At 61.1% G+C, this 14,142-nt stretch carries 15 protein-coding genes; 7 read left to right on the top strand and 8 right to left on the bottom strand.

The window, feature by feature from the left end:
* Window positions 1–2 precede the first annotated feature (2 nt).
* Window positions 3–467: a vgr related protein gene (locus tag ACZ5YV_RS00075; RefSeq protein WP_464788039.1), complete on the top strand. Its 465-nt coding sequence runs from the start codon at window positions 3–5 to the stop codon at window positions 465–467.
* Between the two features lie 45 nt (window positions 468–512).
* The gene (locus ACZ5YV_RS00070; RefSeq protein WP_464788038.1) at window positions 513–872 is read left to right on the top strand and encodes a hypothetical protein; all 360 of its coding nucleotides are present in this window, start codon (window positions 513–515) and stop codon (window positions 870–872) included.
* Window positions 873–876: 4 nt separating this feature from the next.
* Here the strand turns inward: ACZ5YV_RS00070 and ACZ5YV_RS00065 are convergent, their stop codons facing one another.
* Window positions 877–1,881: a S66 peptidase family protein gene (locus ACZ5YV_RS00065; protein ID WP_464789235.1), complete on the bottom strand. Its 1,005-nt coding sequence runs from the start codon at window positions 1,879–1,881 to the stop codon at window positions 877–879.
* 26 nt (window positions 1,882–1,907) lie between these two features.
* Window positions 1,908–2,351 (bottom strand): cupin domain-containing protein, encoded by a 444-nt coding sequence (locus ACZ5YV_RS00060; protein WP_464788037.1) that lies wholly within the window; start codon window positions 2,349–2,351, stop codon window positions 1,908–1,910.
* A 50-nt stretch (window positions 2,352–2,401) separates the two neighbouring features.
* Between ACZ5YV_RS00060 and dapE the strand changes: the two genes are divergently transcribed.
* Window positions 2,402–3,544, top strand: coding sequence for a succinyl-diaminopimelate desuccinylase (dapE, locus tag ACZ5YV_RS00055; protein WP_464788036.1), 1,143 nt, complete (start codon window positions 2,402–2,404; stop codon window positions 3,542–3,544).
* Window positions 3,545–3,547: 3 nt separating this feature from the next.
* Here the strand turns inward: dapE and ACZ5YV_RS00050 are convergent, their stop codons facing one another.
* The 4 genes from ACZ5YV_RS00050 to ACZ5YV_RS00035 all read right to left on the bottom strand — a co-directional run bounded on the left by ACZ5YV_RS00050 (window position 3,548) and on the right by ACZ5YV_RS00035 (window position 7,776).
* Window positions 3,548–5,224, bottom strand: coding sequence for a putative bifunctional diguanylate cyclase/phosphodiesterase (locus ACZ5YV_RS00050; protein ID WP_464788035.1), 1,677 nt, complete (start codon window positions 5,222–5,224; stop codon window positions 3,548–3,550).
* 99 nt (window positions 5,225–5,323) lie between these two features.
* A complete protein-coding gene (locus ACZ5YV_RS00045) occupies window positions 5,324–5,857 on the bottom strand; it encodes a Smr/MutS family protein (protein ID WP_464788034.1) in 534 nt (177 codons plus the stop codon).
* Window positions 5,858–5,869: 12 nt separating this feature from the next.
* On the bottom strand, window positions 5,870–7,123 hold the full coding sequence (mltA, locus tag ACZ5YV_RS00040; RefSeq protein WP_464788033.1) for a murein transglycosylase A: 1,254 nt from the start codon (window positions 7,121–7,123) through the stop codon (window positions 5,870–5,872).
* Window positions 7,120–7,776: a Tim44/TimA family putative adaptor protein gene (locus ACZ5YV_RS00035; protein WP_464788032.1), complete on the bottom strand. Its 657-nt coding sequence runs from the start codon at window positions 7,774–7,776 to the stop codon at window positions 7,120–7,122. Before ACZ5YV_RS00035 ends, mltA begins: the two co-directional genes overlap by 4 nt.
* A gap of 186 nt (window positions 7,777–7,962) precedes the next feature.
* On the opposite strand from ACZ5YV_RS00035, the gene secB reads away from it, so the two are divergent.
* From secB to ACZ5YV_RS00015, 4 genes are all read left to right on the top strand, one after another.
* A complete protein-coding gene (gene secB / locus ACZ5YV_RS00030; protein ID WP_464788031.1) occupies window positions 7,963–8,463 on the top strand; it encodes a protein-export chaperone SecB in 501 nt (166 codons plus the stop codon).
* A 134-nt stretch (window positions 8,464–8,597) separates the two neighbouring features.
* Complete coding sequence (gene murJ, locus ACZ5YV_RS00025; RefSeq protein WP_464788030.1) at window positions 8,598–10,190, top strand: murein biosynthesis integral membrane protein MurJ; 1,593 nt, start codon at window positions 8,598–8,600, stop codon at window positions 10,188–10,190.
* A 4-nt stretch (window positions 10,191–10,194) separates the two neighbouring features.
* Window positions 10,195–11,199, top strand: coding sequence for a tryptophan--tRNA ligase (gene trpS, locus ACZ5YV_RS00020; RefSeq protein WP_464788029.1), 1,005 nt, complete (start codon window positions 10,195–10,197; stop codon window positions 11,197–11,199).
* 168 nt (window positions 11,200–11,367) lie between these two features.
* Entirely contained in the window at window positions 11,368–12,015 is a 648-nt protein-coding gene (locus ACZ5YV_RS00015; RefSeq protein WP_464788028.1) for a DUF4136 domain-containing protein, read from the top strand.
* Between the two features lie 71 nt (window positions 12,016–12,086).
* On the opposite strand, the gene ACZ5YV_RS00010 is transcribed toward ACZ5YV_RS00015, so the two are convergent.
* Both ACZ5YV_RS00010 and dnaA read right to left on the bottom strand, forming a co-directional pair.
* Window positions 12,087–12,692, bottom strand: coding sequence for a peptidylprolyl isomerase (locus ACZ5YV_RS00010; RefSeq protein WP_464788027.1), 606 nt, complete (start codon window positions 12,690–12,692; stop codon window positions 12,087–12,089).
* A gap of 37 nt (window positions 12,693–12,729) precedes the next feature.
* Window positions 12,730–14,142 carry a chromosomal replication initiator protein DnaA gene (gene dnaA, locus ACZ5YV_RS00005; protein ID WP_464788026.1) on the bottom strand — a complete coding sequence of 471 codons (1,413 nt, stop codon included), beginning with the start codon at window positions 14,140–14,142 and terminating at the stop codon, window positions 12,730–12,732.

Genomic DNA, 14,142 nt, shown 5'->3' with positions numbered 1-14,142 from the left:
CATTGACCAGCCGACCTCTGACCTTGGGAGAAGTCGCGCTAGCTCGCTCGGTCTTTGGCGATGCGATCGCCTATGATCAGGTGCGGGCTCACAATCATAAATGGTGGCCATTTCAGCCCGCCCGCGTGACCATGTCGCCGGACGGGCATATTTGGTTCAATCCCAAGAGCGGCCTCTTCTGCGCCGATTTCTGCGACCAGGGGCTGCACTTGCAGGGTCATTTCATCCACGAGATGACCCATGTCTGGCAGGCGCAAAGGGGCGGCAAATGGTATCTGCCGCTGATGCGCCACCCCTTCTGTCGCTATGGTTACGACATAATGCCGGGGCGGCCTTTCGGCAGGTATGGACTTGAACAACAGGCGGAGATCATCCGCCATGCGTTCCTGATGCGGAAAGGCGCGCGCGTGGAAGGGAAACCACCGCTCCAGGTTTATGAAGAGCTACTCCCCTTCAGCCGGGTCTAGTCGCAAGACAGGCTTTCGTCGCCAAAATCTGTTATCTTGGCTCGCATGCGGCTGATCGCACCCTTCCTACCGCTGGTGGCCTTCTTCGCCACAGCAGCCTTGGCAGAGCCTTCACCCACTCAGCGGGCGGGCCATTATTATCTTCGTGGAGTCATGGAAACCGGCTCTGAACTGATGCTCCGGCCGGATGGGCGGTTTCAATGGTATCTCGTCTACGGCGCTCTTGATCTTTTCGCCGAAGGACGCTGGCAGGAGGAAAATGGCACCGTCCGGCTACTGGCCGAACCGACGAAAGACGTGCCGCAGCCCGGTTTCAATATGCTGACACTGACCATAAGGAATAACGAACTGATCCCGCCCGATGGGCGCGGAGCTTACATCCGTCCCTCAGACGAAACGGAGTGAATCCTCAGCTAACCGCCGCCTCCAGCAAGCGGATGCTCCCCGCATCAGCATCAATTTCCGCGCGCACGCCCAATGGCAGGCTGAACTGGCTCGCGACATGACCTATGGCAGCGCCTTGAAATGCTGGAACGCCAAGGGGACCGAAATGCTGTTGCAGCACTTCGGACAAGGTGAAACCGCCATAGGACGGCTCGCGTGCGCCACAGCCTGTGCATTGACCAAAAACCACGCCCGACACCTTGCCCAGAATGCCTGCCTGCGACAGCTGGGTCAGCATCCGGTCGATCCGGTAGGGCGCCTCATCCACATCCTCCAGAAACAGGATGGCACCCGCAAAGTCAGGCAGCCAGCCCGTGCCCATCATGGCCGCCAGCACGGTCAGATTGCCGCCCAGCAATCGCCCGCTGGCACGTCCTCCCACAAAGGTCCGGATGCGTCCGCCCAATGGAACCAGCCGGTCCTCCTTGGGCTGCGGGTTGATCAAGGTCGGTGTAGCGCCTTCGAAGGCAATCGCGCGAAAGACGTCCCAGCTGAATTGCGGCCAGCTGCTTGCAGCATTGGGGCCATGGATGGTGGTAAAGCCCGCCCGCGCCGCAAAGGCCATGTGTAACGCGGTAATATCGCTGAATCCGATCAGCAGCTTGGGATTCGCGCGAATCGTTGCAAAGTCCAGATGGGGCAGGATGCGCGCGCATCCCCATCCGCCGCGAACAGCAAACACGGCCCGGACCTCCGGATCGGCAAACATCGCGTTCACATCGGCGGCCCGGTCTTCGTCCTTGCCCGCCAGATAGCCATATCGCTCGACCAGATGGCGGGCAGGCTTGGGCTTCAACCCCATCGCCAATATCGTTTCCCGCACGACAGCCAGATCGAACATGTCATCTGTAAAGCCCGCTGGCTCAACAAGCCCCACAACCTCGCCCGGACGCAAACGCGGCGGCTTGATGAGGGTTGGAGCAGGCGCCTTGGCGGCCAGTAGCGCGGCTCCCATTCCCGCCAGCATCATGCGCCTGTCGAAGCCCGGATAGCCGCTCAAAAAGCGCTCCCGTCCTTGCGCCGATAGCTTCCCATCGACCATCTAAGATCGATGTCAGGATAATGCGCGTCTCCCTGCGGCACCCGCCCGAAAGCCAGGAACTCGCAATCGCCGTCGCTTTCATTGATCAGTTGATGCCCGTTCGGCTCTCCCTTGGGGAAAGCTGCCATGTCACCTGCCTGCATCGAAAAGCGGCCTTCTTCTTCGATCAGCACGGCCTGCCCGCTCAGCATTACGACGAATTCATCTTCGTCCTCATGCCAGTGCCGCTGCGATGAAGCCGCGCCTGGTTTCAATATGACATGACTGATGCCAAAATCGGCGAGTCCGCAACCATGGCCGAGCTTTCGCACCCAGCGTCCATCGACTACCACAGAATAGGGTGCCGGATAACCGGTCCTGTTACTCTGCTCTATGGCTGCAAGATCGATCTTGGGCATGATCTCTTCCTCCGCTGGCAAAGGCGTTCGGCTTTCGCTAACGCAGCCTCATGAGCATGACCAGCACCAATGCCGACACAGTGGACATAGCACGAAAGCTGATTGCATGTCCTTCGGTAACGCCCGCGCGGGGTGAGGTTTTCGCCGTTCTGGAAGCGATGCTGGTTCCGCTCGGCTTCACCGTCGATCGCTTTGTTGTGGGGGAGGAGCCTGACGGTCCGGTCGAAAATCTGCTCGCCTGGCGGACAACCGGGGCGGGTCCGCACTTCGCCTTCGCCGGACATCTGGACGTAGTACCGCCCGGGGATGGCTGGACAAGCGACCCTTTCACACCCGAACTTCGCGGCGACCTGCTCTATGGTCGCGGCGCGGTCGATATGAAGGGGGCGATCGCTGCATTCGTCGCGGCGCTTGCCAGCATTCCGGAAGACTTGCCGGGTACGGTCAGCCTCATCATCACTGGCGACGAAGAAGGCCCTGCGGTTTTCGGTACGCTGGCGCTCATGGATCGCATGGCCGCGCGTGGACTGCGGCCCGACCTCTGCCTGGTCGGCGAGCCTACCTCGTCCCAACGGCTGGGCGACGTCATCAAGGTGGGCCGACGCGGTTCGGTGAATATGTGGATCCGGGTGGAAGGGATGCAGGGCCATGTCGCCTACCCCCATCTGGCCGACAATCCCGTGCCACGGCTCGTTCGCATTCTTGCCGCCATCGATGCCGTGGTGCTGGACGAAGGCACCGACTGGTTTCAGCCAAGCAATATCGAAATCACCGACTTGGAAGTGGGTAACCCCGCAACCAATGTCATTCCAGCCGCAGCGAATGCGCGTATCTCCATCCGCTTCAATGATCGACATAATGGCGCGCTGTTGATTGAACGAATCAACGCGATCTCCGCGGCCGAGGGCGGCACCGTCACCGCGAAGATCAGCGGCGAACCATTTTTGACCGAACCCGGAGCCTTGTCCAGCCTTGTAGCAGGAGCGATCAGGGAGGTGACCGGGGTGGAAGCGGAACTTTCCACCACTGGTGGCACTTCGGACGCCCGTTTCCTCTCGCGCCTCTGCCCCGTGGTCGAATTCGGCTTGAACAATGCGACGATGCACAAGCTGGATGAGGCCGTGGCTCTGCAGGACCTGCAAGATCTGACGCGCATATACGCGCTGGTTGTTCGCAGAGCGTTAGCGGCCTGACCTTCAAACCATGCGGCGCTGGATGGCCTGCTTTGGTGCGAAGCGGGCCAGATAATCCTGCTCGCTGGTGGGTCGGGCGAAATGATATCCCTGGAACAGCGTGCAACCGATAACGCGCAGCATTTCCATTTGCGCTTCCGATTCGACACCCTCCACCACAACCTCCATCCCCAACCCTTGGATTAGGCCGACAACGGCACTGCAAATCGTACGTGCCTCGGCTGATATGGCGATGTCGCGCACCAGACTCCGATCGATCTTGACCCGATCGACAGGCAGCTCCTTCAGGCGGGACAGGTTGGAATAACCAGTCCCGAAATCATCGATGGCGATCCGCACGCCTTCCTCACGCAGCGCTTTCAGCTGCGCACGCACCCGCTCGTCCATTCCCATCGCCAGCGATTCGGAAATTTCCAGCTCCAGCATGTGCGGCGGGGTCTGATGCGCCGCCATGGCATGCCGCAGTCGCAGGAAGAAATCCGCTTGGGACAGTTCCCGTGACGAGATGTTGACCGCGATGCGCTGCCCGATCTCGGCCTTCGACCAACGCGCCGCCGTTTCGCAAACGCGGCTCATTACCCAATCGCCCAACGCCACGATGGCACCGCTTTCCTCCGCGACAGGTACGAAGAAGCCCGGCATGACCATGTCACGTTCGGGATGCTCCCAGCGGATCAAGGCTTCGGCCGTGACGACCCGGCCACTCACAGCCTCCACTTGCGGCTGGAACTCCAGAATAAACTCATCCCGTTGCAGCGCCAGCAACAAATCCCGCTCCAGTTCGGCGCGGTCGGCGGCTTCCAGCGCCAGTTCGGCAGTGAACATCTCGGCCCGGTTCCGGCCGCGATGCTTGGCATGATACATGGCGATGTCGGCGGATCGCAGCAGGGCAGAGAGGGTATCGCCGTGATCGGGGTAGCAGGCGATGCCGATCGATGCGCCCAACTCTATATGCTGGCTGCCCAGATCGAAGCGCTCGCTCAGCGCGAACTGAATAGCGCGCGCGATGCGGCTCGCGGCCTCCGGTGCGGACAGCCGGGGGAAGAACATCGTAAACTCATCACCCGCCAGCCGACCGATGACCGCGTCGTTCATGCCTGCACTGACCTGCGCCATCACGACTTCGCGAAGGCGCCCGGCGACACGAGCGAGCAGCTGGTCGCCAGCAGCATGGCCCAGCGTGTCATTCACCCCCTTGAAGCCATCGAGATCGATAAAGAACAGCGCCGCTGCACAGGTCTCTTCCCGCTCGGCAAGCAGCCTTTCGACCTGTCGGCAAAAGCTCGTGCGGTTGGCTAGGCCCGTCACCTGGTCAAACAATGCGAGCGTTTGCACATGGTCCAGATTGGTGCGGACCTGACTGAACAGGCTGGTCATCGCCACCGACAGGTCCGGCAATTCGACGGCGATCTCAGGCGGTACGGACGATTGCAGATCACCATGGGCAGCAGCGATCAACCTTTCGGTTGCGACATCAATGGCGCTCGCGGTCGTGGCGACCGTCTGGCGCGCCGAGGCCCAGCTCAATGTGCCGCACAGGATCGCGACGATCAGCGATCTGCCGATGCCCAGGATATCGTCGGCCTGATCCTGCCCCAGCACAAGCGACAGGATGAACACCAGCGCCCCCGCGGCGCAGGCGAAGGCAGTGGCGCGGCTTTTCAATGTCACGCCCTGCATGTGCCTCCTGCCCAGAGCGCAGCTCGATAATGAGCCACGGATCGGGATGCTTATGGAGGATGCTGGTTAAGAAAAGGTCAGTGGCAGACCTTGGGGCGGCTATTTTTTGCGCCGCAATATGATGTAGATAGCTCCATCGCCGCCATGGCGCGGATGGGCCTGTCTGACGCTTGCGATCCGGTCTGCAAACGGGCTGGTTTCCAGCCAGTGACCGATCTCACCCCGGATTGCGCCCCGCCGGGATTCGCGGTTTGGAACGGCCGCTTTGGGAGGCTTCCCTGTAATCACGAGCAAGATGCGCAAATCACGGGCCAATGCGGAAGAAAGCGCCTGATTCAGCATTACATGCGCGCTCGATAGGGTATGACCGTGAAGGTCGATGGCCATGTCCGGCACCAGCGTCCCGCCACGGATACGGCGCTCCCACCCGGTATCGAGAATAGCTGTCGGGGAGCGGGATGGACGGTTTTCTATCGGCCGCAAGGGAACAGGCGGCAAAGATCGACTGCCCGGCACCGTTGCGACAGGCTCAGCCATATCGACTTTATGCCGACCGGGCCGCAGCGGGCGAACGGATCGAGTAAGAGCGCTCCAAAGCGCCTGTTCGTCAGAGGAAAGATGCCGCCGGGCCATCGCCAGCAGCAATTATTGTGACGCCAGCCGCGCCGCCGATCCAACGGGCAGCAGGATCAGCGCGCTTCCGCGTGCCGACATGCCCCCGGCGATCGATCGCGCGCGACTGCCTGCGCCCCAGAAGCTGTCGAACCGATTGGCGCCTTTGATGGCACCGCCCGTATCCTGGGCGATCCAGACTCCATTGGGCTCCGCGCGATCAAGCGAAAGCAGCACGGGCGCCCCCATCGGGACATATCGCGGATCAGCGGCCACGGTCGCCTCAGCCGTCACCGGCACCCCCATAGCGCCAATCGGCCCCGGCCCCGTCAATTCGCGAAAAAACACGAAGCTCTTGTTTTCATTCATGATCTCCGCGCCCTCCACCGGGTTGGCGCGCAACCATGCCATGATGTCCTGCATCGATCCCGCCTGAATCAGCCCGCGATCCTTCATCAGCTTGCCAATGCCAGCATAATCGCGGCCATTCTGCCCGTCATAACCGATCCGCATGACATCGCCACCGGGCAGCAGCAGACGTCCACTGCCCTGCACCTGAAGAAAGAAGAATTCGACCGGGTCCGCCGCCCAAGCGAGTTCAAGCCCGCGACCGGCAAGCGCACCAGCGACGATTTGGGAACGCTCGTCAAAGGGGACGAAATTGCTCCCTTGCACTTTCCCGCGGATCGTCTTGCCCTTCAGACTGTCACTGAACAAGCCAAGATTGACGTCGATCAGTTCAGGTGGACGGCGATAGATCGGGACCTGGTAGTCCGCTTGCTCATTTCGCGATCCGGAGATTTCCGGCTCATAATATCCCGTGACGAACGCTGTGCCAGGGCCAACCTGCACCGCCTCGAAATAGCGGGCAAAAAATTCGTTGGCGCTCGCTCCCGGCCAGCTGGACGCAGCAGCGCAGGCGTTGTTCCAGTCCGACCCTTTTGTAAGGCCGCTTTGATCAATGCGCTTCATCAGCGACGGGCAGGAAAGACGAAATGCCTCCAGCGCCTTGCGTGAACGCTCTCCCGCTTCGATCAGTGGCGCAATATCGGGACCACGCGTAACTCCGGCGGCGACCGCCGTTAAATTATCAGCAGCCTGGGTCGATGGCGTAGTGGACGGCAAAGCTGGGCGCGGCGTAGCGGCAACTGCACTGACCGGGGCCTCGGAGCCGCCCACTTGCCTTGAAGGGGCAGGACCTGTCGCTCCGGGTGGGATGACACCGCCCGCGCATGCCGACAAGAGCAGCGCAGCCGATAGCGCTGCCCACGGCTGCCTGAAGTTCATGCGGCCTCGTCGGTTTCGCTAAGCTTCCAGTTGGGATCGGTGCTGCGCAAGTCGCGCGTGAATGTCCAGATATCGTTGGTGCCCACTGCATCAGTCAGCGAACCAGCGACGACATTGCCTTCCTTGTCCCTGGTCACCGCTGCAATATCGGCCTCGAACCGAAGCGAAACTTCGGCAACACGTCCATCGACGCTGGCGCTCACGATCTGCGCCTTTTCGATCCGAACAAGACGGTTGTCGAGCACATGACCCGCAGCCTCGCGCTGTGCGATCGCTTCCTCGAAAGAGGTCAGCACTTCTGTATCGCACAACCATTCCAGTTCCGAACGATCGCCCCGCCAGAATGCCTCCAGCACCATCTTGTAGGCTGCTTTCGCACCCTCGACAAATTGCGGGACATCGAAATTCCGGTCGGCCGCGATCAATGCGCGCACGCCAGCTTCGCCACCTTGGGCAATCAAGCCATCGGCCAACCGCACCGAATCACCGGCCATGTCCGTCATCGTGCGAGGCTGGAGAACAGTTACCTTCGCCCTTTCCTCAGCCGGACGCAACGCAGGTTCCTGCTCATGCCCCGTCCGCTTTCCCAGTACGGAGTAGAGCCGCAACGCCAGAAAACCGGCGATGAGGGCGAGGATCACGATTACATACACGGGGCAAAGAACCCTTTAGACTAGATCTGAAAACGACAACGCAATCAACATAGGCATGTTTCCGCCCATATTCAAATGGCGCCTTTAGGCGGCGGCATTGCCCTGCCCCGCCGCCCCTGCTAAGCGCACGGGCCAACGTCTTGGGGCCGGTTGCCCCCGGATCAACAGGAAATTCAGGGAACTCAAATGGCCGACGAAGCCGATACGATCCAGACCAGCGCGGGTAACGGCGCCGACACGAGCCCACAGATCGCGCTCATCAGCCAATATGTGAAGGATCTCTCGTTCGAGAACCCCAATTCGCCCGCCGTCTACCAGTGGCCGGACCAGCCGCAAATCGATGTTCAATTCAACATCGGGGCCGACAAGGTCGGTGATGAAGTCGTAGAAGTTTCGTTGAAAATCGAGGTAAAGGCGCTCGCTCCGCAGGGCACGGCTTTTGCCGTCGAGCTGTTGTACGCCGCGATCTTCGGCATGCGCAATGTGCCGGACGAACAGCTTCAGCCGTTCATGCTGGCAGAAGCGCCGCGCCTGATCTTCCCCTTCGCCCGCCGCGTGCTGGCCGACGCGATCCGCGATGGCGGTTTCCCGCCACTGTTGCTCGACCCGATCGATTTCGGTGGACTTTACGAGCAGCAGGCTCAGGCGATCGCACAAACCGCAGGCGAACCGGCTGGTCACGCCTGAAGCACATATGAGGTCGCACTCCGCTCCCGCTGGGCTCGCCAAGCTTGCGGTAAGCGGAGTAAGCGAACTGCCCCGCGCTTCGGCCATAGGCAGAACGGACCAGCCCAACCTCGCTCGGCGGGAGAGATAACCCCATGAAGTTGGTCAAGGCGCTTGGCTCGGTAGGCGGACTGACGCTCGCCAGCCGGGTGCTGGCGCTGGTCCGCGACTCGTTGGCCGCGCGCTATGTCGGTGCAGGCTTTGCGTCAGACGCCTTCAATGGCGTAGCTTTTCGCCTGCCCAACATGTTTCGCGCCCTGTTTGCGGAGGGCGCTTTTTCCGCAGCCTTCATTCCGATGTTCAACCGCAAGGCGGCGGGGCCGGGCGGTGTCGAGGACGGCTATCATTTCGCCGAACGTGCGCTTGCCGTCCTGCTGCCGGTGCTCGTCCTTTTCACCGTCATCCTGATTGCTGCGGCCTACCCCATCACCTGGCTGTTGTCCGGCGGTTTCTCGCGCCAAAATCCGACGCCGGAGCAGTTTGCCTTTGCGGTGCTGTTGTCGCGCATCACCCTGCCCTATCTCGCGCTGATCAGCCTTGCGTCGTTGCTGGGCGGCATATTGAATTCGCTCGATAAATTCTGGGTGAATGCCGCCGCGCCTATATTGCTGAATGTCGCCATGATCGTTGGGCTGTGGCTTTTCCACGGGGCGGACGAATATGAAACGGCGCGGGTACAGGCCATGTCGGTCACCGTGGGCGGAGCGTTGCAACTCTTATGGCTGATCTGGGCCTGCCGTCGCGCGGGCGTTTCGATGAAGCTCAAACGCCCTCGCCTTGATGGCGATGTGCGTGAGTTGCTGCGTCTCATCGTGCCAGCTGCCGCCGGTGCTGGCGCTTCGCAGATCAACCTGCTCATTTCCACTGCCTTGTCCGGTTGGCTGCTAGCCTCTGGGTCGATCACCTATATCTACTATGCCGATCGGTTGAACCAACTGCCGCTCGGACTGATCGGGATCGGCCTTGGCACCATATTGCTGCCGACCATTTCCCGGCTTCTGTCGACGGGGCAGGAGCAGGTGGCCATGGAAACGCAAAATCGCGGCGTCGAGTTGGCCCTGTTTCTCACATTGCCCGCGACGATCGCCTTCATCACGGTCGCCGAACCAATCGTTCGCGGCCTTTTTCAATATGGCCGCTTCAGCGTTGAGGACGCGCGTCGCTGTGGCTGGGCATTGTCCGCCTTTTCGATCGGCCTCCCGTCCTACGTTCTCGTGAAGGTTCTGACGCCTGGCTATTATGCACGTGGCGACACCAAGACCCCGGTGCGTTATGCGATGCTGTCGATCCTCATCAATATCATCGGCAATGTCGCGCTAATCCCCCTGCTCGGGCATGTAGGCCCGCCGCTGGCAACTGCGATGTCCTCGACCGTCAATGTCGCCATGCTTTATGCAACGCTGGTAAAACGCGGCCATTTCATCGCTGATGCGCAGCTGCGCCGACGGCTTCCTCGACTTGCGCTGGCAGCACTGGTCATGGGCGGCGCGCTCATCGCGGGCGAAAGCCTTCTTGAACCATGGTTAGCTGGGGCAATGATCCAGCGTTATCTTGCGCTGGCCGTGCTTGTCGGCGCGGGGATAGCGCTTTACGGGATAGCCTGTTTCCTGACGGGCGCCTATCGCGTGTCCGACCTTAAGGCACTCATGCGCCGACGGGGTTCAACCACAACCCAAGAGAATGGATAGAAGAATGCGCGTCCTTTCCGGCATCCAGCCGACCGGTAATCTGCATCTGGGCAATTATCTGGGCGCGATCCGCAATTGGGTGCGCATGCAGGACGAGATGGATGCGGCAAGCCAATGCTTCTTCTTTCTGGCCGACATGCATTCGATCACCGTGCATGAGGGACGCGAGCAGCGCATTCGTAATGTCCGGGACATGGCGGCGGCGCTTGTCGCTGCGGGGATTGATCCCGATCGCTCCGTACTGTTCAATCAGGCACGGGTCCCCGCCCATGCGGAGCTATGCTGGTTGCTGAACGGCACGGCGCGGATTGGCTGGCTGAACCGCATGACACAGTTCAAGGACAAGGTCGGCAAGGATCGCGAGGGCGCCTCGATAGGCCTGTTCGTCTATCCGGTACTCCAGGCAGCCGACATCCTCGTGTACAACGCTACCCATGTGCCTGTGGGCGAGGACCAGAAGCAGCATCTCGAACTGGCCCGAGACATCGCCACAAAGTTCAACACGGATTTCGGGGTCGAGCTGTTTACCTTGCCCGATCCGATCATCCCCAAGGAATCGGCGCGCATTATGTCCTTGCGCGATGGCACTGCGAAAATGTCGAAGTCCGATCCGTCGGACATGAGCCGCATCAACCTCACCGATGAGGATGACGCGATCATGCAGAAGGTGAAGAAGGCCAAGACGGATCCGGAACCGTTGCCCGAAACGGCAGAGGGTCTGCAGGGCCGACCGGAAGCGAATAATCTGATCGGCATCTACGCGACCTTGACCGGAAGAAAGGCCGACGCCGTGTGCGCCGATTTTGCGGGCAAGGGTTTTGGGGCTTTCAAACCTGCTTTGGGCGAACTGCTGGTTGAAACCCTCCGGCCCATCCGTACGCGTTTCCTTGAACTGCGCACGGATGACGCGGCGCTCGACGCCATACTGGAAAATGGTGCCGCCAAGGCGCGCGCCGCCGCTGAGCCGACCCTGCGGGCGGCCTATGATGCGATGGGCCTGATGCGCTGAAACGCTGCCCATCGCCGTCGACGGAATAACGGTCGCCGCGACGTCTTTCCTATAGCTGACATAATTGCGTCCGCCCGCCTTGTTCGAGCGTTCAAATGATGTTCAGTTGCGTTCTGCTATTGTCGGGCGCAAGGTTGTATTGGCTCTCTGCCTTAGGGACGCAGGAATATGAAACTTATCAAAAAGATTGGTATGGTTGCGGCGCCGACGTTGGCGCTGATCGCCCTTTCTGGCTGTGCTTCATCCTTCAAAGCGAATGTCGCGCGCTTCCAGCAATTGCCTACACCCGCCGGGCAGAGCTTCACCGTCGTTGCCGATGACCCCCGTCTCGCCGGTGGCCTAGAATTTTCGCAATATGCAGGGATGGTAGGTCAACGCCTGGCCCAGACCGGCTACACTCCAGCATCTGATCCGGCCCGCGCTGACCTGATCGTCCGCGTCGCCTATCATGTCGATAATGGGCGTGAAAAGGTGCGCTCTACGGGCTTTGGCCCGCCCGATCCGTATTTCTATGGCGGCTGGGGCTGGCGCGGCCGCTGGGGTAGGCCTTGGGGCTACGGCTTTTATGATCCGTGGCTGTTCGGCCCCGGTTACAGCGACGTCAGCAGCTATACCGTGTATACCAGCGACCTCAGCATGAAGATCGATCGGGCGGCCGACAATAGGCGGCTGTTCGAAGGCAAGGCTTCTGCACAGTCCCTATCGAACAGGTTGACCTATCTCGTCCCCAACTTGATCGACGCGATGTTCACCGGCTTTCCGGGGCAGAATGGAGAGGATGTGAAGATCACCCTGCCGCCCGAACGGAAGGGCTGACCTCGGACGAAACGCTCGTCGGCGGTCTTCGCTTCGGAGCAGGAGCCGCCGAATTTTTCTGCTCGTTAGGATCAGGGCAGCCGACGGACTGTCGTGATCCTTATGGGTTGCTGAAGCATCTGCCCCTTTATAACGCCCTCACCCGCAGTCGGCGACTTTGGTGCCGACAGGATTGCGCGGACCACGTCCATACCCTCCACCACATGGGCAAACACAGCGAAGCCCTGATTATCGCCCGGCGACGCGGGTTGCGCATCCATGCTGGGCATCTTGCCAAGGACGATGAAGAAATCGCCAGCAGCGCTTCCCGGCGCGTAGCGTGCCATGGAAAGCGCCCCTTCATCATGTGTGAGGCCGGTTTGCGTGGTGGACTCATGGGCGATGGGTGGGAGTGTGCGCGCGGGATCATTCTGCGTTCCGCCTTGGACGAAGCCATAATCAGCTGTCCCCACAGCGCGGTAGAATGTGGTGCCATCCAGCCGCTTCTGATCGACGTAGCGCAAGAAGTTGCGCGCGGTGATCGGCACCTTGGCTACATGGACGGCGACGATGATGCGGCCAGCATTTGTATCGAGCGCGACCTGCACATCCTGTGAAGGAGAAGAAGCCGTAACCTGAGCGGCAGCGGCCGTGAAGGAAAGTAGAGAGGCGAGCAGCAGGGCGACATATCTGATCACTGCTGCATCCTAATCCACCGCTCCACTGCTGTCAGCGTCAGTTTTCCAGCTGGCGCAGGAGGGTGCGGATGTCGGCATCGATGTCGGCGTTTGTTTGCCGCAGTTCCTCGATCGTGCGCACGGCGTGGATGACCGTGCTATGATCGCGGCCGCCAAAAATGCGTCCGATTTCGGGCAGCGACCGAGGCGTCATCTTCTTGGCGAGATACATGGCCACCTGACGGGGTCTCGCCACAGCGCGAGCGCGGCGCTTGGACCGCATCTCCGAAGCGTCGATCTTGTAGTGCGCCGCGCAGACCTTCTGGATCTCGTCTACCGTGATGCGGCGGGCGTTGGCGCGCACTGCGTCGGCGAGCATGCTTTGGGCAAATTCCAGATCGACCGAGCGACCAGTCAGTTGGCCGTAGGCGATGAGTTTGTTGAAAGCGCCTTCTAACTCACGAATGTTTGAGCGAATTGAACGCGCCAGGAAATCGACGACGGCGTCAGGGACTGGCGGGTCGCCGGCGATGGCGCGCTTGGCTTCCAGGATGGACAGGCGCAGGTCGAGGTCGGCCGGGCGGATGTCCGCGACCAGCCCTCCGGCAAGGCGGGAGAGGATGCGGGCGTCGATCGAGTCGAGCAGTTGCGGGGCGCGATCGGCGGTCACGACGATGCGGGCGCCGGAATCGATCAAGTCATTGATAGTGTGGAGAAATTCTTCCTGCGTCGAACCCTTGCCCGCGATGAACTGGATATCGTCGATCAGCAGCAGCCGGGCGGCGCGCAGGCGCGCCTTGAACATCATGGTCTCGTTCGCGCGCATCGCGTTCACGAACTCCATCATGAACCGCTCCGCCGACATGTAGAGCACAGGTGCGGCCGGGGAATGGGTGGAGAAGTGCTGGGCGATGGCGTGGAGCAGGTGCGTCTTGCCCTGTCCCGTGCTGCCATGGATGAAAAGCGGGCTGAAGCGGGGCTGCGCTTCTGCCGCGATCGCCTGCGCCGCGGAAAAGGCGAGGTGGTTGGATTCACCGGTTACGAAATCGGCAAAGCTGTGGCGCGGCTGGAAGTTGCAGGCGGGGGCGGCATCAAGCGAGACGGGATCACCAACGGCCGCCTCCTCCACCGGCGCGGCTTCGAGCAGGCGCGGGCCGATGGAGTTAGGCGCGCGGCGAAGCCTGACCTCCCGGACCCCCACGCCAGCACAGCGCCATGCCATACACAGCCGGTCACCAAAATGACCGGACACGAAATTGGCCGTGAAGTCGGAGGCGAACAGCAGGTCCAGCGTCTGGGATTCGGGGCAATAGTCGCCCAGCCGAGCGGCCTTCAGCCACTGATCGAACATGCGCGGGCCGATGTCGCGGCGAAGCCCAGCGCGGATCGCGTCCCACGCCGATTCCAGACGCGCATCATCATCCGATGCCTGAACGCTCAAACTATCCGCCACTGCCGTGAAACCCTTCAT

The organism is Sphingobium sp. TomTYG46, assembly GCF_055396345.1.
This window is presented reverse-complemented; position numbering and strand designations above follow the sequence as displayed.